Origin of the sequence: Isoptericola sp. BMS4 (assembly GCF_011634835.1) — a bacterium.
In the GTDB taxonomy this organism is placed as follows: domain Bacteria; phylum Actinomycetota; class Actinomycetes; order Actinomycetales; family Cellulomonadaceae; genus Isoptericola.
Genome location: NZ_SIRP01000001.1, coordinates 2,601,355 through 2,627,883, shown reverse-complemented (window position 1 = coordinate 2,627,883; position 26,529 = coordinate 2,601,355). Strand labels below are relative to the sequence as shown.

The 26,529-nt window shown below is 72.6% G+C and carries 21 protein-coding genes; 9 read left to right on the top strand and 12 right to left on the bottom strand.

Annotated features, from left to right (window positions below; genetic code table 11):
* Positions 1-11: 11 nt before the first annotated feature.
* From EYB28_RS11795 to EYB28_RS11765, 7 genes are all read right to left on the bottom strand, one after another.
* Positions 12-1,505, bottom strand: a complete 1,494-nt coding sequence (locus tag EYB28_RS11795) for an NAD-dependent succinate-semialdehyde dehydrogenase (protein WP_166848056.1) — start codon at positions 1,503-1,505, stop codon at positions 12-14.
* Positions 1,502-2,314 (bottom strand): HpcH/HpaI aldolase/citrate lyase family protein, encoded by an 813-nt coding sequence (locus tag EYB28_RS11790; RefSeq protein WP_166848053.1) that lies wholly within the window; start codon positions 2,312-2,314, stop codon positions 1,502-1,504. Before EYB28_RS11790 ends, EYB28_RS11795 begins: the two co-directional genes overlap by 4 nt.
* Positions 2,299-3,057, bottom strand: coding sequence for a fumarylacetoacetate hydrolase family protein (locus tag EYB28_RS11785; RefSeq protein WP_166852264.1), 759 nt, complete (start codon positions 3,055-3,057; stop codon positions 2,299-2,301). The genes EYB28_RS11790 and EYB28_RS11785 overlap by 16 nt, the downstream gene beginning before the upstream one ends.
* A gap of 68 nt (positions 3,058-3,125) precedes the next feature.
* Positions 3,126-4,280: a 3,4-dihydroxyphenylacetate 2,3-dioxygenase gene (hpaD, locus tag EYB28_RS11780; protein ID WP_166848050.1), complete on the bottom strand. Its 1,155-nt coding sequence runs from the start codon at positions 4,278-4,280 to the stop codon at positions 3,126-3,128.
* Positions 4,281-4,309: 29 nt separating this feature from the next.
* A complete protein-coding gene (hpaE, locus tag EYB28_RS11775; RefSeq protein ID WP_166848047.1) occupies positions 4,310-5,815 on the bottom strand; it encodes a 5-carboxymethyl-2-hydroxymuconate semialdehyde dehydrogenase in 1,506 nt (501 codons plus the stop codon).
* 27 nt (positions 5,816-5,842) lie between these two features.
* Complete coding sequence (locus EYB28_RS11770; RefSeq protein WP_166848044.1) at positions 5,843-6,553, bottom strand: GntR family transcriptional regulator; 711 nt, start codon at positions 6,551-6,553, stop codon at positions 5,843-5,845.
* Entirely contained in the window at positions 6,550-8,001 is a 1,452-nt protein-coding gene (locus EYB28_RS11765; RefSeq protein ID WP_166848041.1) for a fumarylacetoacetate hydrolase family protein, read from the bottom strand. The genes EYB28_RS11770 and EYB28_RS11765 overlap by 4 nt, the downstream gene beginning before the upstream one ends.
* A 147-nt stretch (positions 8,002-8,148) precedes the next feature.
* On the opposite strand from EYB28_RS11765, the gene EYB28_RS11760 reads away from it, so the two are divergent.
* The 3 genes from EYB28_RS11760 (at position 8,149) to EYB28_RS11750 (ending at position 12,912) form a co-directional block, all read left to right on the top strand.
* A complete protein-coding gene (locus EYB28_RS11760) occupies positions 8,149-9,525 on the top strand; it encodes an MFS transporter (protein ID WP_166848038.1) in 1,377 nt (458 codons plus the stop codon).
* Between the two features lie 120 nt (positions 9,526-9,645).
* Positions 9,646-11,073 carry an aldehyde dehydrogenase family protein gene (locus EYB28_RS11755; protein ID WP_166848035.1) on the top strand — a complete coding sequence of 476 codons (1,428 nt, stop codon included), beginning with the start codon at positions 9,646-9,648 and terminating at the stop codon, positions 11,071-11,073.
* Positions 11,074-11,307: 234 nt separating this feature from the next.
* Positions 11,308-12,912 carry an RNA-binding domain-containing protein gene (locus EYB28_RS11750; RefSeq protein ID WP_240930521.1) on the top strand — a complete coding sequence of 535 codons (1,605 nt, stop codon included), beginning with the start codon at positions 11,308-11,310 and terminating at the stop codon, positions 12,910-12,912.
* An 81-nt stretch (positions 12,913-12,993) separates the two neighbouring features.
* On the opposite strand, the gene EYB28_RS11745 is transcribed toward EYB28_RS11750, so the two are convergent.
* The gene (locus EYB28_RS11745) at positions 12,994-14,439 is read right to left on the bottom strand and encodes an APC family permease (protein ID WP_166848029.1); all 1,446 of its coding nucleotides are present in this window, start codon (positions 14,437-14,439) and stop codon (positions 12,994-12,996) included.
* Positions 14,440-14,641: 202 nt separating this feature from the next.
* On the opposite strand from EYB28_RS11745, the gene EYB28_RS11740 reads away from it, so the two are divergent.
* Positions 14,642-15,382: an SDR family NAD(P)-dependent oxidoreductase gene (locus tag EYB28_RS11740; RefSeq protein WP_166848026.1), complete on the top strand. Its 741-nt coding sequence runs from the start codon at positions 14,642-14,644 to the stop codon at positions 15,380-15,382.
* A gap of 21 nt (positions 15,383-15,403) precedes the next feature.
* Positions 15,404-16,219: an SDR family NAD(P)-dependent oxidoreductase gene (locus EYB28_RS11735; RefSeq protein ID WP_166848023.1), complete on the top strand. Its 816-nt coding sequence runs from the start codon at positions 15,404-15,406 to the stop codon at positions 16,217-16,219.
* 14 nt (positions 16,220-16,233) lie between these two features.
* Here EYB28_RS11735 and EYB28_RS11730 read toward each other — a convergent pair whose 3' ends face one another.
* Both EYB28_RS11730 and EYB28_RS11725 read right to left on the bottom strand, forming a co-directional pair.
* Complete coding sequence (locus tag EYB28_RS11730; RefSeq protein ID WP_166848020.1) at positions 16,234-17,205, bottom strand: helix-turn-helix domain-containing protein; 972 nt, start codon at positions 17,203-17,205, stop codon at positions 16,234-16,236.
* Positions 17,206-17,313: 108 nt separating this feature from the next.
* A complete protein-coding gene (locus tag EYB28_RS11725; RefSeq protein WP_166848017.1) occupies positions 17,314-18,021 on the bottom strand; it encodes an IclR family transcriptional regulator in 708 nt (235 codons plus the stop codon).
* Between the two features lie 173 nt (positions 18,022-18,194).
* Here EYB28_RS11725 and EYB28_RS11720 point away from each other — a divergent pair, with 173 nt between their 5' ends.
* Positions 18,195-20,093, top strand: coding sequence for an FAD-dependent monooxygenase (locus EYB28_RS11720; RefSeq protein ID WP_166848015.1), 1,899 nt, complete (start codon positions 18,195-18,197; stop codon positions 20,091-20,093).
* Between the two features lie 27 nt (positions 20,094-20,120).
* Here the strand turns inward: EYB28_RS11720 and EYB28_RS11715 are convergent, their stop codons facing one another.
* Both EYB28_RS11715 and EYB28_RS11710 read right to left on the bottom strand, forming a co-directional pair.
* Positions 20,121-21,437: an NAD(P)/FAD-dependent oxidoreductase gene (locus EYB28_RS11715; protein ID WP_166848012.1), complete on the bottom strand. Its 1,317-nt coding sequence runs from the start codon at positions 21,435-21,437 to the stop codon at positions 20,121-20,123.
* A 99-nt stretch (positions 21,438-21,536) separates the two neighbouring features.
* Positions 21,537-22,121 (bottom strand): TetR/AcrR family transcriptional regulator, encoded by a 585-nt coding sequence (locus EYB28_RS11710; protein WP_240930520.1) that lies wholly within the window; start codon positions 22,119-22,121, stop codon positions 21,537-21,539.
* 191 nt (positions 22,122-22,312) lie between these two features.
* Between EYB28_RS11710 and EYB28_RS11705 the strand changes: the two genes are divergently transcribed.
* The 3 genes from EYB28_RS11705 to EYB28_RS11695 all read left to right on the top strand — a co-directional run bounded on the left by EYB28_RS11705 (position 22,313) and on the right by EYB28_RS11695 (position 26,291).
* Positions 22,313-23,758 carry an APC family permease gene (locus EYB28_RS11705; RefSeq protein WP_205710902.1) on the top strand — a complete coding sequence of 482 codons (1,446 nt, stop codon included), beginning with the start codon at positions 22,313-22,315 and terminating at the stop codon, positions 23,756-23,758.
* A gap of 47 nt (positions 23,759-23,805) precedes the next feature.
* Positions 23,806-24,624, top strand: coding sequence for a MoaF C-terminal domain-containing protein (locus EYB28_RS11700; RefSeq protein WP_166848006.1), 819 nt, complete (start codon positions 23,806-23,808; stop codon positions 24,622-24,624).
* 92 nt (positions 24,625-24,716) lie between these two features.
* Positions 24,717-26,291 (top strand): amidohydrolase, encoded by a 1,575-nt coding sequence (locus EYB28_RS11695; RefSeq protein ID WP_166848003.1) that lies wholly within the window; start codon positions 24,717-24,719, stop codon positions 26,289-26,291.
* The last annotated feature ends 238 nt before the right edge of the window (positions 26,292-26,529 follow it).

The following is a 26,529-nucleotide window of genomic DNA, read 5'->3' as shown; positions in this document are numbered from 1 at the left end:
CCGACCCGCTGTCAGAGGGGCATACCGACGTACTGGACCTCCTGGTACTCGGCGAGACCCTCGAAGCCGCCCTCGCGGCCGGAGCCGGACTGCTTCATCCCGCCGAACGGGGCGGCGGCGTTGGAGATGACGCCGGCGTTGAGGCCCAGCAGCCCGAACTCGAGCCGCTCGGCGAACGCGAGGCCGCGGCGCACGTCCGTGGTGAACACGTAGGACGCGAGCCCGTACTCGGTGGAGTTGGCGAGCTCGGCGGCCTCGTCCTCGGTGCGGAACGTCGCCACGGGCGCCACGGGGCCGAAGATCTCCTCGCGCATGCAGCGGGCGTCGGCCGGGACGTCGGTCAGCAGTGTGGGCTGGAAGAAGTGCCCCGGCCCGTCGACGCGGGAGCCGCCGACGACGACGCGCGCGCCGCGCTCGACGGCGTCGTCCACCAGGGACGCCACCGAGTCGACCGCCTTGGCCTCGACCAGCGGGCCGAGGGTGACGCCGTCGTCCAGGCCGTTCCCCGTGACGACGGCGCGCATCCGCTCCGCCAGCCGCGAGACGAACTCCTCGGCCACGTCCTCGTGCACGTAGAACCGGTTGGCGGCGGTGCACGCCTCGCCGCCGTTGCGCAGCTTGGCCGCCATCGCGCCGTCGACGGCGACGTCCAGGTCGGCGTCGTCGAACACCACCAGCGGGGCGTTGCCGCCCAGCTCCATCGACGTGCGCAGCACGTTCTGCGTCGCGGAGCGCAGCAGCGACTGCCCGACGGGCGTCGACCCGGTGAAGGAGATCTTCCGCAGCCGCGGGTCGGCCATGACCGGCTCGCTCACGGACGACGCCGACGCCGACGGCACCACGTTGAGCACGCCGTCCGGCAGCCCGGCCTCGCCCATGAGCCGGGCGAAGTACATCGACGTGAGCGGGGTGAGGCGTGCCGGCTTGAGCACCATGGTGCAGCCCGCCGCCACGGCCGGAGCCACCTTGCGGGTCGCCATCGCGAGCGGGAAGTTCCACGGGGTGATCAGCAGGCAGGGGCCTACGGGGCGGCGCTGCACCAGCAGGCGCAGGGTGCCCTCCGGGGAGTGCGCGTACCGGCTCTCGTCGTGCGTGGCCTGCTCGGCGAACCAGCGCAGGAACTCCCCGCCGTAGGTGACCTCGCCGCGGGCCTCCGCCAGCGGCTTGCCCATCTCGAGCGTCATGAGCAGCGCCAGCTCCTCGCGGCGGGACTGCACGAGGTCGAACCCGCGGCGCAGGATCTCCGCGCGCTCGCGCGCCGGCGTCGCGCCCCAGGACGCCTGCGCCTGCGCGGCGGCGTCCATCGCGGCGCGGGCGTCGTCCGAGGTGGCGGACGCGACCTGGGCGAGCACCTCGCCGGTGGCCGGGTTCTCGACGGCGAACGTGCCGCCGTCGGACGCGGCGCGCCAGGTACCGCCGACCAGCAGGCCGGTCGGCGTGGTCGTCAGCAGCTCCGCCGCGCGCTCGCGCGGCCCGGTCCCCGTGGTCAGGGCTGTCGTGGTCATCGGGTCTCACCGTCCTTCGTCCGGGTGCTCACGCGCTCCGCGAGCCGTTCGGCGCCGCGCGCGAGCAGGGTCACGTCCGCGCCGGCGACGACGTACGACGCGCCGGCGTCCAGGTAGCGGTCCGCCATGGCGGGGTCGAACGCGTTGACGCCGACGGGCGTGCCGGCGCGCTTGCAGGCGTCGATCGCGCCGAGCACGGCGTCCACCACCTCGGGGTGGTCCTGCTGCCCGAGGTGGCCGAGCGACGCGGCGAGGTCGGCGGGGCCGACCAGGACCGCGTCGACGCCGTCCGTGGCCGCGATCGGCTCGGCGTCGGCGATCGCGGCGCGGGTCTCGAGCTGCACGACCAGGGTGACGTGCCGGTCGGCGTCGGACAGGTAGGCGGGCACGCGGTTCCACCGCGACGACCGGGCCAGGGCGCTGCCCACGCCCCGCACCCCGCGGGTCGGGTACCGCACCGCGCGCACGACCTCCTCGGCCTCGGCGGCCGAGTCGACCATCGGCACCAGCACGTTGGCGGCACCCAGGTCGAGCACCTGCTTGAGCCGCACGGCGTCGCCGGAAGGCACCCGCACCAGCGTCGCGACGGGGTACGCCGCGGTCGCCTGCAGCTGGCCGAGGATCGTCGTGAGGTCGTTGGGCCCGTGCTCGCCGTCCACGAGGACGACGTCGAGGCCGCTGCCGGCGAGGATCTCGGCGGCGAGCGGGCTGCCCATCGACGACCAGGCGCCCGTCACAGGGCGGCCGTCCGCGGCGGCCTCCGCGAGGACGGCGGCGAGGGAGCGGTCGGGCGTCACTCGAAGCGGCATGTCACGACCCCCAGGGTCCCATAGTCGGCGTGCACGGTGTCGCCCGGGTGCACCCACGTGGGGCGCGTGAACGACCCGGACAGGATCGTCTCACCCGCGGCGAGGGAGTCGCCGTGCGCGGCGAGCTTGTTCGCGAGCCAGGCGACGCCGGTCGCCGGGTGACCCAGCACGCCCGCGGCGACGCCGGTCTCCTCGATCGTCTCGTTGCGGTACAGGAGGGCGGAGGCCCAGCGCAGGTCGACGTCGTCGGGCCGCACCGGGCGCCCGCCGAGCACCATCGCGCCCATCGCCGCGTTGTCGCTGATGGTGTCGACGATGGTGCGCCCGGCCATCTCGACGCGCGCGTCGAGGATCTCCAGCGCCGGCACGACGCGCTCGGTGGCGCGCAGCACGTCCGTGACGGTGACGCCGGGGCCGGCGAGCGGCTCGGCCAGCACGAACGCGAGCTCCACCTCGACCCGCACGTTCGAGTACGCGGCGTGCTCCACGGCCGTGCCGGACTCGATCACCATGTCGTCGAAGATGACGCCGTAGTCCGGCTCGGTGATGCCGGTCGCGGCCTGCATGGCCTTCGACGTCAGGCCGATCTTGTGCCCGACGACGCGGCGGCCGCGGGCGACACCGCGCTCTCGCCAGGTGCGCTGCACGGCGTACGCGTCGGCGACGGTCATCCCCTCGTGCCGCGCGGTGAGCAGCGGCACGGGGGTGCGGGTGCGGTCCGCCTCGGCGAGCTCGTCCGCGATCGCGGTGACCGCGACGTCGTCGAGCGTGCGCTCGCCGTCGGTACCGGGCGTGCGCTCGCCGGCGCCGCTCACAGCGTCTCCCCGAGCTTGAAGCCCTGCAGGGCGCCGTCCTCGGCGTCCTCCTTGCGGGTGTAGGAGAACCCGTCGGCGCCGACCGTCACCTCCATCTCGGAGTCGTCCGTGCGGGCCACGACGGGCTGCGGGTTCCCGTCGAGGTCGAGCACGAGCGACGCCTCCGTGTACCAGCTCGGCACGACGGGGTTGCCCCACCAGTCGCGGCGCTGGTTGTCGTGCACGTCCCAGGTGACGACCGGGTTGTCCGGGTCGCCGGTGTAGTAGTCCTGCGTGTAGATCTCGACGCGGTGCCCGTCGGGGTCGCGCAGGTACAGGTAGAAGGCGTTCGAGACGCCGTGGCGGCCCGGGCCGCGCTCGATGCAGTCGGAGATCCGCAGGGCGCCGAGCTTGTCGCAGATCGCGAGGATGTTGTGCTTCTCGTGGGTCGACCAGGCCATGTGGTGCATGCGGGGGCCGTCGCCGCCGGTCATCGCCGTGTCGTGCACGGTGGGCTTGCGGCGCATCCAGGCGGCGTACACGGTGCCGGCGTCGTCCTGGATGTCCTCCGTGACGCGGAAGCCCAGGTCCTGCATGAACTTCACCGCCCGCGGCACGTCCGGCGTCACCTGGTTGAAGTGGTCCAGGCGCACGAGCTCGCCGGGCGTGTGCAGGTCGTATCGCCACGACAGCCGCTCCACGTGCTCCGTGGCGTGGAAGAACTCGTAGGGGAAGCCGAGCGGGTCGACGACGCGCACGGAGTCGCCGATGCCCTGGGTGAAGCCGCCCGGCTCGCGGCGCACCTCGCAGCCCAGCTCGGTGTAGAAGGCGACGGCCTTGTCGAGGTCCTCCGGCGTGCGCACCCGGTACGAGAACGCGGCGACGGCGGCGACCGGGCCCCGGCGCAGCACCAGGTTGTGGTGGATGAACTCCTCGGTCGAGCGCAGGTACACGCTCTCGGCGTCCTCGGAGGTGACGTACAGGCCGAGCACGTCGACGTAGAAGTTCCGCGAGCGCGCCAGGTCCTCCACGACGAGCTCCATGTACGCGCAGCGCAGGATGTCCGGCGGCGGGCTCTGCGGCGTCGGGACGGGGTTGTCGGAGTGGATCGGGGCCTCGGCGGAGACGTAGAAGCCCGAGGAGGTGAGGGTGCGGTCGTCGAGATGGGTCATGTCAGCGTCCTTGCTTCGGTCTCGGCCGGTCAGTTCTTGCCGAACGTGGGGTTGTGGACCTTGCCGAGCGTGATGTGCACGGCCTGCTGGTCGGTGTAGAAGTCGATCGAGCGGTAGCCGCCCTCGTGGCCGAGGCCGGAGGCCTTCACGCCGCCGAACGGGGTGCGCAGGTCGCGCACGTTGTTCGAGTTGAGCCACACCATCCCGGCCTCGACGGCCTGGGAGAAGTTGTGGGCCCGCTTGAGGTCGTTGGTCCAGACGTACGCGGCCAGGCCGTACTTGACGCCGTTGGCGAGCTCGAGGGCCTCCTCCTCCGTGTCGAACGGCGTGATCGCCACGACCGGGCCGAAGATCTCCTCCTGGAAGATCCGGGCGTCCGGCTTCACGTCGGCGAAGACCGTGGGGGCGACGAAGTTGCCCGTCTCGAAGCCCTCGGGGCGGCCGCCGCCGGCGACCAGGCGGCCCTCGGACCTGCCGAGCTCGACGTAGCTCATGACCTTCTCGAAGTGCTCCGGGTGCACGAGCGCGCCGACCTCGGTGGCCGGGTCGTGCGGCATCCCGACGCGCACGCGCTTCGCCTGGGCCGCGTAGCGCTCGACGAACTCGTCGTACACGGACCGCTCGACGAGGATCCGCGAGCCCGCGGTGCAGCGCTCCCCGTTGAGGGAGAAGACGCCGAAGATCGTCGCGTCGATCGCGGCGTCCAGGTCGGCGTCGGCGAAGACGACGGCGGGGGACTTGCCGCCCAGCTCCATCGACAGGCCCTTGAGGTGCGGGGCCGCGTTGCCGAAGATGATCTGCCCGGTGCGGCTCTCGCCGGTGAACGAGATGAGCGGGACGTCGGGGTGCTTGACCAGCGCGTCGCCGGCCTCCTCGCCCAGGCCGTTGACGAGGTTGAACACGCCCTGCGGGAGCCCGGCCTCGGAGAAGATTCCCGCCCACAGGGACGCCGACAGCGGCGTGAACTCGGCCGGCTTGAGCACCACGGTGTTGCCGGTGGCGATCGCGGGCGCGAGCTTCCACGACTCCAGCATGAACGGCGTGTTCCACGGCGTGATGAGGCCGGCGACGCCGATCGGCTTGCGGTTGACGTAGTTGATCTGGCGGCCGGGCACCTTGTAGGTGTCGTCGGCCTGCGCCACGATCAGGTCCGCGAAGAAGCGGAAGTTCTCGGCGGCGCGGCGGGCCTGGCCGAGGGCCTGGGTGATCGGCAGCCCGGAGTCGAACGACTCCAGCTCCGCCAGGCGCTGGTCGCGGGACTCGACGATGTCGGCGATGCGGTGCAGCACGCGGGAGCGCTCGCGCGGCAGCATCCGCGGCCACGGGCCCTCGGTGAACGCGCGGCGGGCGGACGCGACGGCGGCGTCGATGTCGGCCTGCTGGCCGGCGGCGGCCTGCACGTAGGTCTCGTTCGTCACCGGGTCGAGAACGTCGAACGTCTCGCCGCCGACGGAGCCGACGCGCTCGCCGTCGATGTAGTGATCGATGCGCTCCGGCAGGTCGTCGGGGCGCCGGGTGGTGGGGGTGCTCGTCATGTCGGTACTCCTCGGGACTTCTGTCGCTCAGCGCTCGTGAGCGTGGGGTCGGTGGTCCGCCTGGTAGGCGAGGACGGCGTCCAGGGTGGCGGTGCGGTGGCGGCGGGCCGCCAGCTCCAGGTCGAGGGCGGGGATGCGGCCGGCCTGCAGGTCGCCGATGAGGTCGAGCAGCTGGTCGTGCTCGGCGACGGACTCGTGCGCGCGGCCCGGGACGAACCCGAACGACGAGTCGCGCAGCACGCGCATGCGGTGCCAGCCCCGGTGCACCAGGTCGAGCACGTGCGGGTTGGGGCACGGCTCGAACAGGACGCTGTGGAACTCGAGGTTGAGCTCGGTGAACCGGTGCGGGTCGAAGTCCTCCAGGCAGCGGCGCATCCGGGCGTTGACGGCGCGTGCGGCGTCGAGCCGGTCGGCGGTGAGCAGCGGCGCGGACAGGCTGGTGGCGAAGCCCTCGACCAGCGCCAGCGTCTCCATCGTGTGCTGGTACTCGGTCTCCTGGATCAGGGCGACCTGGGCGCCGACGTTGCGCTCGTAGGTGACCAGGCCCTCGGCCTCCAGCCGGCGGATCGCCTCGCGCACCGGCACGACGGACACGCCGAGCTCGCCCGCGATCTGCGCGAGCACCAGTCGGTACCCGGGCACGTAGCGGCCGTCCTCGATGCGCTCGCGCACGAAGCGGTACGCCTGCTGGGACTTGCTCTCGGTGCGGGGCGCCCCGGCGGAGGTCGCGGTGGTCATCGGGCTCCCCCGGTCTCGGCCTCGTAGCGAGCCCGCCATCGCGCGTCCATCGGGAACAGCCCGTCCACCGGGTGGCCCTCGGCGACCCGGTCGGCCACCCACGCGTCGGCGGCCTCCTGGGCCTCGGCCTCGGCGAGGACCTCCTCGACGAGGGCGGGCGGGATGACCAGCACGCCGTCGCCGTCGCCCACGACCACGTCGCCGGGCTGGACGGCGGCGCCGCCGCACGCGACCGTCACGTCCGTCTCCCACGGCACGTGCCGGCGACCGAGGACGGACGGGTGCGGGCCGGCGGAGAAGACGGGGATGCCGATCTCCGCGACGGCGTCGGCGTCGCGGACGCCGCCGTCGGTGACGACCGCCGCCGCGCCGCGGACCTTCGCGCGCAGGGCGAGCACGTCGCCGACGGTGCCGGTGCCGCGCTCGCCGCGCGCCTCGACGACGATCACCTCGCCGGGCTCGACGGCGTCGAACGCGCGCTTCTGCGCGTTGAAGCCGCCGCCGTGGGAGGCGAACAGGTCGGGCCGGAACGGGATCAGCCGCAGCGTGCGGGCGGTGCCGACGAACCGGTCTCCGGGGTGGTTGCCGTGCACGCCCTCGACGAAGACGTCGGTGTACCCGCGCTTGCGCAGGGCGGCCGAGACGGTCGCGACGGCGACCTCGGCGAAGCGCTCGCGGTGCTCGTCGGTGAGGACGAACGCCGGTTCCGTCGCGGGCGGTTCGGTGCCGTACGCCTCGGCCCGCTGCCGGTCGTCCACCGACGGCTTCGAGCCGAAGTCGCCGAACTCGCGGGTGCCGGCGGTGACGGTCGTGACCAGCCGGCCGCTCGAGGGGGCGCCGGGGGCGTCCGGGGCGTCCACCTCGACCTCGACGACCTGCCCGGGCTCCACGATGCTCGACCCGGCGGGCGTGCCGGTGAGGACGACGTCGCCGGGCTCCAGGGTGAGGTGCTGGGAGAGGTCGGCGACGAGGCGGCCGAAGTCGAACAGCAGCGTGCCGGTGGTGTCGTCCTGCACCAGCGCGCCGTCCACCCAGGTGCGCACCCGCAGGCCCGCAGGGTCGACGTCGGCCGCCGGGATCCAGCGGGGGCCGAGCGGCGTGTAGCCGTCGCCGCCCTTGTTGCGCAGGTTGGAGCCCTTGTCGGCGGCGCGCAGGTCGTAGAGGCCGAAGTCGTTGGCCGCGGTGACGGCGTCGACGTGCGACCAGCCGTCCGCGGGGGAGACCCACCGGGCGGGCGTGCCGATGCGGATGGCGACCTCGCCCTCGAACGCGAGCAGCTCGGTGCCGAGCGGACGCTCGATCGTGCTCCCCGTCGGCGCGAGCGACGACGCGGGCTTGAGGAAGTAGGACGGCTGGCCCGGCGTCCGGCCCCGCTGCGCGGCGCGCGAGGGGTAGTTGAGGTGGACGGCGATGATCTTGCCGGGTCTCCGCTGGTCGTCGGTGGCCATGTGCTCCCTCGCGTGGAGTCGGACGGGGCCTCGTCCCTGAGGCTCCCGGGGGTCGTTCATGGAATATCTCAAATCGTATATCATCATCGGGACACGTGCAGACCGTACGAGCCTGCCCCACCGACAACGACGTCATCCGGAGACTCCATGCACAGCCCAGAGCCCGCAGCACCGGCAGGGACGCCCGCCCCTCTGACCGATCGACGACGCGTCGTGTTCGCGACCGTCGTCGGGACCACCGTCGAGTGGTACGACTTCTTCATCTACGCCTTCGCCGCCGGCCTCGTCTTCGGTGAGCTGTTCTTCGCTCCCGCGGGCCCCGCGCTGGCGACGCTCCTGTCCTTCGCCACGGTCGGCATCAGCTTCCTGTTCCGTCCGCTCGGGGCGTTCCTCGCCGGCCACTTCGGCGACAAGCACGGCCGCCGCGTCGTGCTCGTGGTCACGCTCGTCCTCATGGGCGCCGCGACAGCCCTCGTCGGCGTCCTCCCGACGTACGACAGCATCGGCGTCGCCGCGCCGGTCCTGCTCATCCTGCTGCGCGTGCTGCAGGGCGTCTCGGCCGGCGGCGAGTGGGGCGGCGCGGTCCTCATGGCCGTCGAGCACGCCCCCGCGCGGCGGCGCGGTCTCTTCGGCGCCTCGCCGCAGATCGGCGTACCGATCGGCCTCCTGCTCGCCTCGGGCGTCATGGCGCTCATGGCAGCGATCGCGCCCGGGGACGCGTTCCTCGACTGGGGCTGGCGGGTGCCGTTCCTGCTCTCGGTCGTCCTGATCCTCGTGGGGTACTACGTGCGCCGGAAGGTCGAGGAGAGCCCGGTGTTCGCCGAGATCGCGCAGCGCAAGGAGCAGACCCGCCTGCCGGTCGTCCAGCTGTTCCGCAAGCACGCCCTTCTGGTGGTCGTCGCCGCGTTCGTCTTCGCGGGGAACAGCGCCGTCGGCTACATGACCACCGGCGGGTACATCCAGAACTACGCGACGGACCCCGACGGCCCGCTCGCGCTCGATCGCGGCCCGGTCCTGTGGGCGGTCGCGGGGTCGGCCGTGACCTGGCTGGTCTCGACCTGGGTGGCCGGCGGCGTCTCGGACCGCCTCGGGCGCCGCACCACCTACGTCGTGGGCTGGATGCTGCAGCTCGTCGGCGTCCTCACGCTCTTCCCGCTCGTGAACGCCGGCAGCATCGGGACACTCTTCGCCGGTCTGGCGATCCTCACGGTCGGCCTCGGCTTCACCTACGGTCCGCAGCCCGCGCTCTACTCGGAGCTGTTCCCCGCGTCCGTCCGGTTCTCGGGCGTGTCGATCTCGTACGCGATCGGTGCCATCATCGGTGGCGCCTTCGCACCGACGATCGCCACGTGGCTCGTGCAGACCACGGGGTCGACGTCGGCGGTCACCGTGTACCTGGCGGTCATGACGCTCCTGGGGCTGGCTGGGACCCTCATGCTGCGCGACCGCACCGGCATCCCCCTCGGCCCGGAGCACGAGGACGAGCAGACCGCGAGCCCGCTCCACCTGGTCTCGCGGGCCTGACGGCCGTTCCCGCCGGGACACGAACGGTGCGCTGCGAGACAACTCCGCGGTGGTGGTGCGTCCCCAGAATGGCCTGGCGCGGTGCGAGACCGCGCGCCACGACAGCCGAGGGAGACGCTGATGTCCGCACCCACCCAGACTCTCGACGAGCGCACGCTGCTCGACCGCGTCCAGGCGCCCGCCGGCGAGGGGCGCGAGATCCTCGACGCCGCCACGCGCGAGGTGTTCGGCCGGGCGCCCGTCCACACGGTCGCGGACCTCGACGCCGCGGTCGCGGCCGCCCGCGCCGCGCAGCCCGGCTGGGCGGCCCTCGGGCACGAGCGTCGCAGCGCGCTGCTGCACCGGGCCGCCGACGCGGTCGAGGCGCAGGCCGAGCCGCTGGCCCGGCTGCTCTCGCGCGAGCAGGGCAAGCCGCTGAACGGCCCGAACGCCCGGTTCGAGCTCGGCGCCTGCGCCACCTGGCTGCGCACCGCGGCCGACACCCCGCTGGAGCCCGAGGTGCTCGTCGACGACGAGACCGGCCACGCGGAGCTCGTCTACAGGCCGGTCGGGGTCGTCGGCGCCATCGGTCCGTGGAACTGGCCGCTGATGATCGGCATCTGGCAGATCGCGCCGTCGCTGCGCATGGGCAACACCGTGGTGGTGAAGCCCAGCGAGCACACGCCGCTGAGCGTGCTGGCCATGGTCGCCGTGCTGAACGACGTCCTGCCCGACGGCGTGCTCACCGCCGTCTCCGGGGAGCGCGAGGTCGGCGCCGGGCTGGCCGCCCACCCCGACGTCGACAAGATCATGTTCACCGGCTCCACGGCCACGGGCCGCAAGATCATCGAGTCCTCCGCCGGCAACCTCGCCCGCCTCACCCTCGAGCTGGGCGGCAACGACGCGGGCATCGTCCTTCCCGACGCCGACCCGCAGGCCATCGCGCAGGACCTGTTCTGGGGAGCGTTCATCAACACCGGGCAGACGTGCGCGGCGCTCAAGCGCCTCTACGTGCACGACTCGATCCACGACGACGTCGTCGCAGCGCTCGCCGAGATCGCGGAGGCCACGCCCATGGGGCGCGGACTCGACGAGGACTCCGTGCTCGGCCCGCTGCAGAACGCCCAGCAGTACGACATCGTGCGCCGGCTGGTGGACGACGCGAAGGCGCGCGGCGGCCGGGTCGTCACCGGCGGCGAGCCCGCGCCCGAGCTGGGCGAGCTGTTCTACCGGACCACCATCGTCACGGACGTCACTGACGGCGTGCCGCTGGTGGACTCCGAGCAGTTCGGCCCCGCGCTGCCCGTCATCCGCTACACGGACGTGGACGACGCCGTCGCGAGCGCCAACCGGCTCGACGCCGGGCTCGGGGCGTCGGTGTGGTCGTCCGACCGGGACGAGGCGCGCCGCGTCGCCGCCCGGCTGGAGGCGGGCACCGTCTGGATCAACCAGCACGGCGGCCTGCACCCCATGGTCCCGTTCGGCGGCGTCAAGGGCTCCGGCTACGGCCTGGAGTTCGGCGTCGAGGGTCTGAAGTCCGTCGCCGTGCCGCAGGTGATCAGCGGCTGAGCCCCCCGGGCCCCCTCGCCCCGGGCGACGCAACGGCGTCGCCCGGGGTGTTCTCGTTCTGGGGTGAGGCGGCGGACGAAGAAGCCGTCCGCAGCGGGAAGCCCGACCGCGGCTGACGCGCCATACGTTTCAAAAGTTATGGTTCCGTGCGCCGACAAGATTGTGCGGCCCATAGTTATGCGCAACTATGGGCTCGTGGACACACGAGCTCTGGTCGCTGCAGGCGAGACACTGATGACCGAGTTCAAGTCCGACTACAGCGACCCGGACCTGACGAAGGCCGTGGCATGTCTTGCGAACGGTGACGGCGGCGTGCTGTTGCTCGGGGTGGACAACGCCGGCCGCATCGTGGGGGCGAGGCATCGGCACCGCGATCACACCGACCCTGCCAGGGTCGCCGCGCTCATTCAGAACAACACCGAGCCGCCTCTCGCCGTGCAGGTCACCGTCGAGTGGATCGATGAGCGCGAGGTCGTTCGCATCGACGTACCGAGGGCCGACCCCGGACCGGTCGGCACCAAGAAGGGGACCTTCACCAGGCGGGCGCTCGACTCGACAGGCGAACCGGGATGCGTGCCGATGACGGCGCACGAGATCGTCTCGTTGGGCATGGTCACGCGGGGCCAGGACTTCGCGTCCGCGACCGCACGAGGCGCGACGATGGACGACCTCGACCCGGCCGAGTTCGACCGGTTCCGGTCGCGGTGTCGGGCGAACGGTGACGACCTCGGCACGCTGTCCGACGATGACATCCTCAAGGCCTTGGGACTCGTGCCGCGGGACGCCCCCGTGAGCCTGGGTGCGATCCTGCTCTTCGGTCATGACGACGCCGTGGCACGGTGGGTCCCGAACGCGGAGTTCCTCTTCCAAGACATGAGCGTCGGGCAGCAGGCCGCGAACGTGCGGATCGTCGGACCTCTGCAGCGGGTGGCCGAAGAGCTCTGGAGTCTGATCGATCAGCGCAACGACACGACGGAGCTGGTCGTGGGGCTGCACCGGATCGAGGTGGATCTCATCCCTGAGAAGACACGTCGCGAATCGGTGGCCAACGCGCTGGTGCACCGTGACTACGCGGCGCTCGGCCCGACAAGCGTGCGGATCTCTGACAGCGAGTTCGTCGTCGGGAACCCCGGCGGCTTCCCGCCGGGCGTCACCGTAGCGAACGTCCTCGAGCAGTCACGACCGCGAAGCCCGATCCTCGCGGGCGCCTTCAAGCGGGCGGGCCTTGTCGATCGCAAGGGCAAGGGCGTGAACGAGATGTTCGAACAGCAGCTCCGCGCCGGGCGTGAGGTACCCGACTACTCGCGGACGACGTCGGACACCGTCGTCCTGAGCGTCCCTCTGGGCGCTGCCGACCTCGACCTGGTGCGCTTCCTGCAGGTCTGGGAGAACGACCGCCAACGACCGCTGACCCTCGACGAACTGCGGGTGGTGCACGAGATCAAGGCTTGGGGATCCGCGACGAGTACCGAGATCGCGGAGAGCCTCGGGCTGCTCCCCCCGACGGTGCGGACCATCACGACCCGGCTCATCGAGCTCGGCATCTTGGAGGCTCGCGGAACAGGCCGGAGTCGTCGGGTGCACCTCACCGCACGGTTCTACGACCTGGCGCAGGACCGGAACGCCTACGTCCGTGTGAAGGGCGCCGATGCACTCCAACAGCAGCGCATGATCCTCGACTACGTGGACGCCTATGGATCGATCCGCCGAGGGCAGGCGGCTGAGCTGTGCCAGACGAGTCCGGAGCAGGCGCGAGCGACGCTGAAGCGGCTTGTCGAGGCCGGCGACCTGACGCTCGTCGGCCAGAGACGAGGGGCTCGATACGAGCGACCCCGGTGAACAGCTCACCGATCCTCGTCGAACACTGCATCCCGTCTGGTCGATGCACGTCGCCCGGCCCGGGCCTCGTCGTCGCCCCGGTCAGTGCGCGTGCACGTTGAACCGCTCGAGGTCGTCGGACAGCCCCTGGTAGACCTCCGGGCGCCGGCGCCGCAGGTAGGCGGCGTAGGCGACGCCACCCACGAGCGCGACGACCAGCAGCAGCGGCAGCATCCGGACGGCGAGGGCGTCGGAGCCCGCCACGATGTCGAAGTTCGCGATCGCCATCACGACGATCCACAGCAGCCCGAGGAAGCCGATGCCCGGCGCCACCAGCGTGCTCCAGACGCGCGGGTCGCGGGCCCGGCGGAAGTGCACCACGATCGACAGCGCCGCGAGTCCCTGGAGCACGAGCACGCTGAGGGTGCCGAACCCGATCATGGAGGGCACGAGGGACCCGATCGGGTCGGCGCCGGAGACGGCGAACAGCCCGGCCACCGCCGCGGCGAAGACCGCCTGCACCGCACCCGCGAGCTGCGGTGAACCGTTGTCGCGGGTGCGCGCGAGCACGCGGGGCAGCACCCGGGCGCGGCCGAGGGAGTAGAGGTAGCGGGTGGCGGAGTTGTGGAACGCGAGCATGGCCGCGAAGAGGCTGACCAGCAGCAGCACCTCCATCAGCGTGGTGAGCGGGCCGCCCAGGTAGGTCTGCGACAGGGAGAACACGAGGTCGCCGGCCGCGAGGTGGTCGAGGGCGGACTGCTGCGCCTGCTCGACGCCGGTGGCGCTCACCACGGCCCAGGTGGTGACGCCCAGGATGACGCCGATCGCGGTGATCGCGGTGTAGGTGGCGCGGGGGATGGTGCGCTTCGGGTCGCGCGCCTCCTCGCTGAACAGCGCCGTCGCCTCGAACCCGAGGAACCCGGTGGCGGCCAGCAGCAGGCCGATCGGCAGGGAGCCGGAGAACACCGACTCGGCGCTGAACGCGCTCGTGTCGTAGCCGGTCTGCACCAGCACGGAGATGTCGAAGACCACGAGCATGAGCACCTCGAGCACCAGGGCGACCCCGAGGATCTTGGAGCTGAAGTCGACGCCGGTCCGCGCCATGACGAAGCAGGCCACGATGGAGACGAGCCCCCACACGTACCAGTGCAGGTCGATGCCCGTGAGGTCGGCCATGATCGTCTGCGTGAAGAAGCCGCTGGTGCCGATGGTGCCGGCCACGAAGAAGTTGTAGCCGATCGTCGCGACGAAGCCGGCGACGAGCCCGCCGGTGCGGCCGAGGCCCTTGACGACGAACGCGTAGAAGCCGCCCGCGCTGACCAGCAGCTTGGACATCTGCGCGTACCCGACGGCGAACAGCAGCAGGATGAGCGCGACGAAGAAGAACGACATCGGCGTGCCGCCGCCGTTGCCGAGCGCGATCGCGAGCGAGGCGACCACGACGATGCCGGTCAGCGGCGCGACCGCCGCCAGCACGAGGAACACGATGGCGGCGACGCCGAGCGCGTTGCGCCGCAGGCCGGTGGTCTCGGCTGTTGCGGTACTCATAGTGGTGGCCCCTTCGCCAGCGGTGGTCCAACGATCGAGTCGATTGTTCGCCGGGCCGACCGGGGCGGGCTTGCTGCACAGCGCACGGCCCTGTTGCGCGAGCGCAGGCCCGCCGGCGGGCCGCTCCGTCCGGGCAGGGCGGTGGCGCACGATGGCGGCAGGGCTGCACCGAGGCCGCCCGCGGACACGGGGAGGCGCACGCATGGACCTGGGGCTCGCGGGACGCACCGCGCTCGTCACGGGAGCGGCCGGCGGCATCGGGCGCGCCGTCGCGGCGACGCTCCTGGCCGAGGGCTGCGACGTCGTCCTCGTCGACCGGCACCTGCCGGACGTCGAAGGGCTGCCCGTCGACCACGTGCTCGCGGTCGAGGCCGACGTCACCGACGCGGACGCCGTGGCGGCCGCGGTGGCGGCCGGCGCCCGGCGCTTCGGCGGCCTCGACGTCGTCGTCGGCTGCGCCGGGGTGTCGGGGCCGGTCGGCTCGCTCGTCGACGAGGTGACGCCCGCGCAGTGGCGCGAGGTGCTCGACGTCAACGCGACCGGTAGCTTCCTGCTGCTGCGCGCGACGGTGCCGCTGCTGCGCGCCGGCCGGGACCCGGCCGTCGTGCTCGTCGCCAGCGACTCGGCGCTGGTCGCCGCCCCGGGAATGGCGCCGTACTGCGCGTCCAAGGCCGCGGTGCTCCAGCTGGCGCGGGCGGCCGCCGTCGACCTCGCGCCGGACGGCGTGCGGGTGACGGCCGTGTGCCCGTCCGTCGTCGACACCCCGATGAGCCGGGGCGACCTCGGCGTCGGCGGGTTCGACGACGCCGGCTACCCGGTCCAGACGCCCGACGAGGCGGCCGCGATCGTCGCGTTCCTGTGCTCGCCGCGGGCCCGCGCCATCAACGGCACGGCGCTCCTCAGCGACTTCGGGTACGGGGCGCGGTCCGGGTTCCCGGCCTGACACGACGAGAGAGGATGACGCATGGGATTCGCAGGAGCGAGCGTGGAGGGCAGGGTCGTCGTCGTCACCGGCGGCGGCACCGGCATCGGGGCGGCGGTGGCGGAGCGGTTCGCCGCGGAGGGCGCGCACGTCGCGGTGCTCGGCCGCCGGCCGGAGCCGCTGGAGCGGGTCGCGGAGGCCACGGGTGCGCTGCCCGTCGTCGCCGACGCGGCGGACGCGGCCTCGGTGCGCGCGGCGGTGAGCAAGGTCCGCGAGCGCTTCGGGCGCCTCGACGTGCTCGTCGCCAACGCCGGCGGGCACGGCTTCGCCGCCGTGCTGGACACGGACGACGCCGCGTGGGACGCGTCGCTGCGCGCCAACCTCACCACCGCGTTCACCACGGCGCGCGAGTGCCTGCCGGACCTGATGGAGACGCGGGGGCAGATCGTCGTCGTGTCGTCGCTGGCCGGGCTGGCCGCCGGCCCGGCCGTGGCCGGGTACACGGTGGGCAAGCACGCGCTCATCGGCCTCACCCGCACTCTCGCCCGCGACTACGGCACGCGCGGCGTGCGGGTCAACGCCGTCTGCCCGGGGTGGGTGCGCACGCCCATGGCCGACGGCGAGATGGACGAGCTGGCCGAGCAGGCCGGTCTCGCCTCCCGCGAGGACGGGTACGCCACCGTGACGCGCGACGTGCCGCTGCGCCGGCCCGCCGAGCCGGCGGAGATCGCGTCGATCGTGCGGTTCCTCGGCTCGGCGGAGTCGGCGTACGTCACGGGCGCGGTGCTCGTCGCCGACGGCGGGGCGCACGTCGTCGACCTGCCCACGCTCGCGTTCGACCACGCCGCGGACGGGTAGGCCCCGCCCGGGGCTCAGTGCGTGGTGCGGTACCGGCTGGGCGAGACGCCGTACGCGGCCTTGAACGTGCGGCTGAAGTGGGCGGCGTCGACGAACCCCCAGCGGGCGGCGATCGCGGCCACCGGCCGGTCCTGCTGGGACGGGTCGGCGAGGGAGCGGCGGCACTGCTCCAGCCGGCGCTCGCGGATCCAGGTCGAGACGGTCGTGCCGCGGTCGTGGAACAGCCCGTGCAGGTGCCGCGTCGAGATGAAGTGCGCCGCGGCGATCGTCCCCGGCGAGAGGTCGGGGGAGGCGAGGTTCCGGTCGATGTACCGGTGGATGCGCTGCACGAGCACGCGGTGCGGGTCCTCGGCGTCCGCCTCCAGGCCGAGCTCGCCCATGAGGACGGTCGAGACGAGGTCCACGGCCGAGCGCACGAGCCGCTCGCCGGTGGTCCCGCCGAGCTGGTCGAGGTTTGCCGCCAGGTGGGCGAGGTAGGGCGAGACCATCGAGCCGGGTCCGTGCGACCCGGGCACCCGGACGGCGGTGAGGCCGTCGACGAGGCCGGGCGGGACGCCGAGGGCGTGCCGCGGGAACATCAGGACGGTGGTGCGGATGTTCTCGTCGAACTCGAGCGAGTAGGGCCGGCCCGTGTCGTACACGGCGAGGTCGCCGGGGGAGAGCACGGCCTCCCGTCCGTCCTGGACGAGGAGGGCGCTGCCGGCCAGCATGAGGCTGACCTTGAGGAAGGGGCGGTCGTCGCGGGCCACGAGCTCGGGGGTGCGCTCGACGGCGTGCGGCGTGGCGCGCAGCTCGGTGACGTGGACGTCGTCGACGACCGTCGCGCGCAGGACGCCGCGGAAGTGGTCGGGCCGGTGGCTCGTGACGTGCAGGGGCACGAAGGACGCGTCCACGGCAGCACGGAACTCGCTGATGCCGTGGGCGGCGGTCTGCACAGGCTGCGCCGGCGCCGTGGCGGCGCCGTCGGGTCGGAGGAGGGCCGGCATGGCTTCACCCCACTTCTCGGATTCGTCGACGTCTTCGTATACGATCCGCCTCAGCGTACTACGCCGTCGCCGCGCCGGGGAGGGGTGTCCGGCGCTCCGGGAGGGCGTTCAGCCGCCGAGCGCGTCCCGCACGGCGCGGGCCGACCGGGTGAGGCGCTCCGCGATCCGGGCGTCGTCGGCGTCCCCCGACACGTGCACGACGGCGAGCGCCGCGGGGCCCCGTCCGCGCACCGCCAGCGGCACGGCGACGGACCGCAGGCTCGGGATCACCTCGTCGTGGCTGGTTGCGTAGCCGCGTGCCGCCGCCTCGGCCACGGCGCGGGCGGCGTCCGGCGACGCCGCCGGCCACTGCGCCGGGGGCAGCAGGGACAGGATCGCCTTGCCCGGTGCGCCGGCCGTGACCGGGTGGCGGGTGCCCGGCCGCTGCGCCACGGGCGCGACGGCGTGCCGCGGCTCGACGCTCACCAGGGTCACGCACTCGTCGTGGTCGAGCACCGCCAGGAAGCACGTCATCCCCAGCTCGTTGGCGACGGCGGTCAGCTCCGGCAGCGCCTCGGCCTGCAGGTCGTGCGCGACGCCGGCGGCGAGCGCGGCCATGCGCGGGCCGAGCGTCACGCGCCCGTTCGCGTCGCGCACGACGAGCCCGTGGTGCTCGAGGGTCCGCAGGAGCCGGTACGCGATCGACCGGTGGACGCCCAGGGCCTGCGCCACGCCGTCGATGGTCAGCGGCTCGCCTGCGTCGGCCAGGATCTCGAGCACGCGGATGCCGCGGCTGAGCGTCTGGGACACGGCGCCTCCACGGGCCTGCTCGGTCATCGTCGTCCTCCGGTGGGGGCATCCATCCCGGAGGCACCGTTGAGGGATTCCCCGGACATGGGCTACATTGAACAATAGTAGAACGCCTCGTTCGAATATAGAACGACGCACCGTGACGTGCAAGGCCTCGACGGCGGAGTCGGGGAGCGCATCGACGACGATGAGGAGTACCCGTGCAGTTCCACCACCACGGTTACGTGTCGGGAGACCCGCGGGTCGCCCCGGCTGCCGGCACCGGGATCGACCGGCCCGACGAGCTGCCCGACGTCGTCGACGTCCTGATCGTGGGCTCCGGCCCCGCGGGGATGCTGCTGGCGGCCCAGATGTCCCAGTACCCCGACGTCACCACGCGGATCGTCGAGCGGCGCGAGGGGCGGCTCGAGCTCGGCCAGGCCGACGGCATCCAGCCCCGCAGCGTCGAGACGTTCCAGGCGTTCGGGTTCGCGGAGCGGATCACCGCCGAGGCGTACAACATCGGCTGGATGAACTTCTGGGGCCCTGACCCCCAGGACCCGAAGCACATCGTCCGCACCTCGCGCACCGAGGACTACGGCCTCAAGATCAGCGAGTTCCCGCACCTCATCGTCAACCAGGCGCGCGTGCTCGACTACTTCGCCGAGGCCGCCGCGCTCGGGCCGGGCCGGATCGTGCCCGACTACGGGATCGAGTTCCTCGGGCTCACCGTGCACGACGGCGACGACGCGGGCGAGCACCCCGTCGAGGTGCGCCTGCGGCACGTCGCGGGCGACCGCGCCGGCGAGGAACGCTCCGTGCGGGCCAAGTACGTCGCCGGGTGCGACGGCGCCCGCAGCGCGGTGCGCGAGGCGATCGGGCGCAAGCACGTCGGCGAGTTCGCGGCGCACGCCTGGGGCGTCATGGACGTGCTCGTCAACACGGACTTCCCGGACTGGCGCATCAAGTGCGCGATCAACGCCGAGGCGGGAAACATCCTGCACATCCCCCGCGAGGGCGGGTACCTCAGCCGCATGTACATCGACCTGGGCGAGGTCCCCCCGGACGACCACCACCGTGTGCGCAGCACGCCGATCGAGGAGATCGTCCGCCGGGCCAACGAGATCCTCGCGCCCTACACGCTCGACGTGAAGGAGGTCGCCTGGCACAGCGTGTACGAGGTCGGCCACCGCGTCACCGACAAGTTCGACGACGTCCCCGAGGGCTCCGAGCACCGCACCCCGCGCGTCTTCCTCACCGGCGACGCCTGCCACACCCACAGCGCCAAGGCCGGCCAGGGGATGAACGTCTCGATGCAGGACGGCTTCAACCTGGGCTGGAAGCTCGGGTCCGTGCTCTCCGGTCTCGCGCCCGAGCCGCTGCTGGCCACGTACTCGGCCGAGCGCCAGCCCGTCGCGCAGCAGCTCATCGACTTCGACCGGGAGTGGTCGAGCCTCATGGCCCGCAAGCCCGAGGAGATCTCCGACCCGCAGGAGCTCGCCGACCACTACCTGGCCACGTCCGAGTTCCCGTCGGGGTTCATGACGCAGTACGGGCCGTCGTCGATCGTGGCGGGCGACGCCCACCAGGGGCTCGCCGGCGGCTTCCCCGTCGGCAAGCGGTTCAAGTCCGCCGAGGTGACGCGCGTGTGCGACGGCAACGCCGTCCACCTGGGGCACCACGCCAAGGCCGACGGGCGGTGGCGCGTCTACGCGTTCGCGGACGCGCCCCGGGCGGGCGAGGAGTCGGCGCTCGCCGCGTGGGCGGCGTGGCTCGCCTCGCCGGAGTCCCCCGTGGCCCGGTTCACCCCGGCCGGGGCCGACGTCGACGCCGTGTTCGACGTCAAGGTGGTCTACCAGCAGGGCTTCGAGGACGTGGACCTCGCCGAGGTGCCCGAGGTGTTCCGGCCGAGGACCGGCCCGCTCGGGCTCACCGACTGGGAGAAGGTCTACGCCGCCGGGCCCACCGTGTGGACCGCCACCGACATCTTCGCGGAGCGCGAGCTGTCGCGCGACGGCGTGGTCGTCGTCGTCCGCCCCGACCAGTACGTGGCCCACGTGCTGCCGCTCACCGCGACCGACGAGCTGGGGGAGTTCCTCGCGGGGGTGTTCGGGGGCTGAGCCCTCGATCAGGAGGCGGCTCGGTGCTCAGCCGACGAGGCGACGCGCGACGGTCATGCCGCTCTCGATCGCCCCGTCGATGAAGCCGCCCCAGCCGTCGGCCACGTCGGATCCCGCGAGGTGGACGCGGCCGTGCAGCGGGGACCGGAGCGCTTCCAGCGAAGTGGTCAGGAAGCCGGCGCGGTGCATCGGCCAGGTCTCGCCGGCGTACTCGTCCGCGACCCAGTCGTGGCCCGTGCTCTCGCTGACGGCCAATCCGGGGACGAGCCGGTCGGCCGCGGCCTGGACGGTGCGCCGGTCGGTCGGGTCGAGTCGGCCCGCGTCCGGGCCGAAGCCGATGACGAAGGTCCTGCCGTCGTGGACGTACTCGGACTGGAGGAAGGTGAGCGGCCAGTCGGCGGCTCCCAGGGCGACGAACGGGTCGAGCTCGCCGTCGACGGTGAACCACACCTTGGTGCCGAGCCCGACCTGCCCGCGGGTCACGGCCGCGTCCACGGGTGCGGGTACCGGCCGGGGGAGTTCGATGCGGGCGAGCGCGTGCAGGGGCGCCGTGATGACGACGTCGTGAGCCGTCAGCATCGTCCCGTCCGCCATGACGACGCGGGCGACGTCGCCACGGGTGTCCACGGCTCGCACGTCGGCGCCGAACCGGAGCTCCGCGTCCGTGTCGGCGCGCATCGCCGAGGCGAGGGTCCGGGTCCCGCCGGCGATCCTGTAGCTGGCGCAGGCCTCGAACGCGACCTTCCAGTCCCCGTTGGTGAGCGCCACCCATCGCAGGGCCTGGGTCAGGGCGGCGTCGTCAAGGTGCCCGTTGAAGTTCAGCGTCCAGAAGGCGGCCAGGAGCGATCGCTCCTCAGCCGTGACCGGTAGGGCGTCGATGGCGTCCCGCAGCGTGACGTGGTCCAACCCGTCGGGCAGGGGGAGGTCCAGCGGTGCGAACGGCAGGGGGAAGACCTCCCTGCTGCGGGCGGTGAGCAGGGAGTTGGGCCGGTCGAGCAGGGCGATCAGGTCGTCGGGGGAACCGGTGACGACGCGCGTGCCGTCCCACCAGTGCGCGCGCCGGGGTCGGGGGCTCGGGACGACGCCGATGCCGTACCGGCGCAGCTCCGCCCAGACGTGGGGCTGGGTCCAGTGCACCCAGGTGCCGCCGAGCTCCAGGTCGAGCCCCAGTCGTTCGTCCAGCCACGTGCGGCCGCCGTGGCGGTCCCGTGCCTCGAGCACGACGACGCGGCGGCCGGCACGGGAAAGCTCGCGGGCGGCGGTGAGCCCCGCGAAGCCCGCGCCGACCACGACGACGTCGGTGTCAGGTCGTGGACCGGCGCTGCGGTCGGGCGTGTTGTTCATGATGCGTCCTCCTCGACGGTGCGGCGACGGTGCCTCGTCGCCCTAACTAAGCAACTGCTTAGTTTTTCGTCAAGGGCGTGGCGCCGAGGGGTGGCCGGGTCAGTCCGCGACGACCCGCTCGTGTCCCATGTTGACGGCGTCGGCGAGCGCGTCGACGGCGTCCGCCAGCTGGTCGGCGGTGATGGCCCGGCTCAGGAACTGCAGCATGAGCCCGTCGAGCGCGGCGAAGAGGGCGAGGTCGAGCGCGTCGGTCCCCGGCTGTCGCAGCAGCGCGCGACCGGCGGCGAGGTCGGCCACGTAGCGACGATAAAGGCCTCGGATGGCCGGCTGCAGCTCCGGGCGACGGCTGGACTCGAGGATCATCTCGAACTGGAAGATCTCGACGTCCGGGTCCGACAGCACGTTCTCGACGAGCGCCGCGCGGTACGCCGCGGCGTCGGTCGCGTACTCCGACAGGTCGGCGGCGGCGATCGAGCGGTCTGCGCTCCAGTCGAGCGCCGCGGCCAGGAGGTTGTCGCGCGAGCCGAAGTGGTGGGCGATCAGCGTGTTCGTGACCCCGGCCTCCTCCGCCACGGCCCGGAACGTGAGGCCTCGCAGCCCTTTCGTCGCGACGACCCGGACCGTCGCCCTCAGGAGTGCCTCCTTGCCCTCGCCGTATCCGAGGGTTCTCCCTGCTCCTGCCACGTCCGCAGCATAGTCGCCGCGCGGCGGTCGCTGCGGAGGTGTTGACACCAGAACTGAGCAAGTGCTTAGGTGTGGGTCGCAGCACATTCTCGTGGCGCCCCGGCACGACGCCGGTGGGAGGGACGACGGCGTCCATGCGCCGTCCCGGGCATCGACCCGCAGCATCGTCCGTCGGTCCGAAGGAGGGCCCCGTGAGCAAGACGACAGAGCAGCCGAGAACCGACAGCGCGAGGACCGGGACGGGGCTGGCGCCGAACAGCCTCGGCTTCGTCGGGATCGCGTTCTTCGTGATCGCGGCTGCGGCGCCGATGGCGGCGTTCGTCGGAGCCGGCCCCGTGCTCTTCTCGATCCTGGGCCCCGGCGTCCCGCTCGTCTACGTGCTGGTCGCCCTCGTCATCGGGGTCTTCTCGGTCGGCTACCTGCGGATGAGCCGGCACGTGGTGAGCGCCGGAGGATTCGTCGCGTACATCGCCCGGGGGCTCGGCCCCCACGCCGCGACCGGGGCAGCCGGCATCGTGATCGTCACCTACGTCGCGCTCCAGGTGGGTCTCTGGGCGCAGTTCGGCGTGTTCGCGCAGCAGCTCGCCACCCAGTGGCTCGGTCTCGAGCTGCCGGTCTGGGCCTGGGTCCTCGGCGCGCTCGGCGTGACCACCGTGCTGACCATGCGGGGCGTCACCCTGAACCTCCGCGTCCTCGGCGTCCTCCTGGTGCTCGAGATCGCCGCAGTCGCGACGCTCGTCGTCGGCATCCTCGCGGGCGCGCCCGGCGACGACCCGTCCCTCGTGAGCTTCCAGCCCGCACAGCTCGCCAGCCCGGGGTTCGGGGTCGCGGTGCTGTTCGTCTTCGCCTGCTTCACGACGTTCGAGGCGACGACCGTCTTCAGCGAGGAGGCCCGCGCACCGCGCCGCACGATCCCGCGGGCCCTGTACGCCGTGATCCTCTTCGTCGGCGTCTTCTACACGTCCGCGACGTGGGCCGTGAGCTACGCCGTCGGGCCGGGAGCGGTCCAGGAGGCCGCGACGGACGACCTCGCCGGCATCGTCTTCACCCTCGCCGCTCAGTACGTCGGCCCGTGGCTCGACGTCACCATGCAGGTCCTCGTCGTCTCGAGCTTCGTCGCGATGCTCATCGGGATGCAGAACATGTTCGCGCGCTACTGCTTCGCGCTCGCCCGGGCGCGGGTGCTGCCGCGGGGCCTGGCCGTCGTGTCCTCGCGGTCCCGAACCCCGGCCAGGGCGGCTCTGGCCGGCGGCCTCCTCGTCGCGGCCGTCGTGACCGCGTTCCTGTGGGCGGGGGCGGCCCCGATCGAGGTCGTGTACGCGTGGTTCGTCGCCCTCGGCACCACCGGCTTCATCGTCATGATGGCGCTCGCCTCGCTCGCCATCCTCGCCTTCTTCCTCCGCGAGGACGTCGAGCGCGGGTTCTGGGCGACTCGCGTCGCCCCCGTCGTCGCCCTCGCCCTCATGGCCACGATGCTCGGCATCGCACTGGCGAACTACGACGCGCTGCTCTTCAGCGACGGCGCCACGGCGAAGCAGCTTCTCTGGCTGATCCCGCTCGCCTTCGCGGGCGGGGCCCTCCTGCCGCGGTTCCGCAAGGGCATCGACTACCAGACCGTCGTGGCGGCCGCCGGGTGACCGGCCGGCACGACCCCGCACCACCGTCCCCGCAGAGAGGAACCACCATGACCACGTCCGCCCGGAGCCCCCGCGCCCCCGAGGACCAGGGCTTCGTGCCCACCGACGAGTGGCCCGACGTCACCGTCATGGTCGACGGCTTCGGCGAGCCGAGCCTGCCCGCCAGCGAGGCCCTGGAGGGCCCTCCGATCGACGTCCGGTTCGAGAACGGTTGGACGATCAGCCACCTGTTCGACCAGGGCGAGGTGACGTGGACCATCACGGAGGGCGACGGTGCCGGTGCGACCGGCACGCACGAGTACCGGGCGGTAGAGGTGCGTCCGGGCATCTTCTTCGTCGACTTCGTCAAGGGTGAGGGCACCAGGGCGAGCGACGTCTCGATGATCCTCGACCGCAACGACGGGAAGGTGACCGTCGCCGACTCCTCGTTCCGCGACCGCGACGGCGCCGTCCGGATGCGCACCGACATCCTCGCGGGCCGGGTCGTCGGCACGGGGGAGATCGACGGCCGCGACCGGACGAGCGCACTGGTCGGCAAGCGAATCTACTACCGCTACAGCCCGACCGAGCACTACGAGCACGTGTACCTCAACTCCGGCACCTTCGTCTGGCACTGCGTGCGAGGCGGCGAGGCCGGTCTGGCGGACGTGGACCCGATCCAGGTCTTCGAGCTCGCGGACGACATCGTCATCCTGCACTGGAGCGAGACGGTGATGCCGGTCGAGTCGATCGTGACCATCGACCTCGCCAACAAGCGCTCGGTCGGGCGCATGTACTGCTGGGACGGGCCGACGCTCGCGCCGGTCCACATCCCGTTCGACAGCCGGTTCACGATTCTGAGCGACACGCCCTACCCCGAGGGATGACCGGGTGTGCCGGGCGGCGTCCGCCGCCCGGCACACCCGCACCCCGAACCTGCGAAGGAGACGACGATGACTCGCACGACAGGAATGGTCCGATGACGACGATCTACCGCGACGGGCGCATCTTCACCGCTGTACCCGGGGCACCGTTCGCCGAGGCGCTCGTCGTCGACGGTGCTCGGATCGTGTTCGCCGGGCCGCTGGAGGAGGCGCGGGCCACTGCGGGCCGCGGGGCCCGAGAGGTCGACCTCGCCGGCAGGATGCTCATGCCCGGCCTGCACGACGCGCACACCCACCTCCTCGCGGCCGGGATGAAGTACCGCCACGAGGTCCGGCTCCCCGCCTTCGCACCGCCGGGGCAGGTCGTCGACGAGCTGGTCGCCGCACGGCCGCCGGGCCACGTGTGTGGCGGCCACGACGCGTGGGTGGTCGGGGGCGAGGTGTTCTCAGCCGACGACGACCCGGGGCGGTTGACGCGCAGGCAGCTCGACGAGCAGTACCCGGACACGCCGCTCTTCCTGTACGACTACTCGATCCACCACGGCGTCGCGAACTCGGAGGCGCTGCGCCGTGCCGGCGTCGACGAGGGCGACGAGTACGGGCACGGCGGTCGCTACCGGCGTGACGCCGATGGCGTGATGACGGGTGAGCTGATCGAGGAGGCGACATGGAAGGTGCTCCGCGCCGTGCCCGAGCCCGGGGCCGACGTCTACCGCGACGCCGTCGAGTGGGCCGTCGGGATGTGCCACCGCTACGGCATCACGTCGGTGCAGGAGGCCTCGGCCTCCCGCCAGGCGCTGGAGGCGTACCAGGAGCTCGACCGGCAGGGCCGCCTGCGGCTGCGGGTCGCCGCCCACCTCGTCTGGCGCAACGAGGGCTTCGGGATGGCGAGCGCGGAGGCACTCGACCGCCTGCTCGACGACCCCGGACGCTGGTCCACGGACCTCGTCGACACCCGCTTCGTCAAGGTGTGGATGGACGGCGCGCCCCTGCCTCCCGTCCCGACGCACGCCCCGATCTCCGCGGACGGTGAGGTCGAGGACGAGTGGCTCCTCGTCCAGGAGCAGGAGCTGTTCGACGTCGTGCGGAGGTTCGACGCTGACGGCCGGACGGTCAAGGTGCACTGCGCCGGGGCCGGAGCGGTGCGGGTCGCGCTCGACGCGGTGGAGCGGGTCCGGGCGGTCAACGGCCCGGGACGCCCGCACGAGATCGCCCATGCGGGATTCGTCTCCGAGCCGGACTACCGGCGCATCGCCGAGCTCGACATGACCGCGGAGATGTCCCCAGCGCTGTGGCACGTCCCCGAGTACGGGCTGAGCGAGGGCTTCTGGTTCTCCCGGATGATCGACGAGGGCGTCCGCATGACCATCGGCTCGGACTGGATCATCACCCCGGACCCCAACCTCTTCCCCGGCGTCCAGGGCGCGGTGCAGCACGCGACGCACCCGGTGCCGCTCGAGACGGCGCTCGCCGCGGTGACCCGCGTCGGCGCGCAGGCGGTCGGCAGGGGCTCCGAGCGGGGGACGCTCGAGGCGGGCAAGGCCGCCGACTACATCGTCCTCGACCGCGACCTGTTCACCGTCCCGGAGGACCGGATCGGGGAGGCCGTCGTCACCGAGACGTACGTCGCCGGCGAGCTCGTCCACGCGGTCACCGGGGCGGAGACGTGACCGTGCCGTCCCGGTGCGACGACCCGTGCCCTGAGACCCAGCCGTACCACGCGAGGAGGCGACCATGACGGCACCGACCGGCTCCCTGACCACGGGAAGCCCCACCCAGGACGAGACGCACGACCGCAGCAGACAGATCTACGTGTTCGTCGGCGTCGTGTCGGCCATCGTGAACGCCGTGCTGCTGGTCGCACCGGTCATCGCGGGCCCGCTCGTCGCCAAGTACCAGATCGACCCG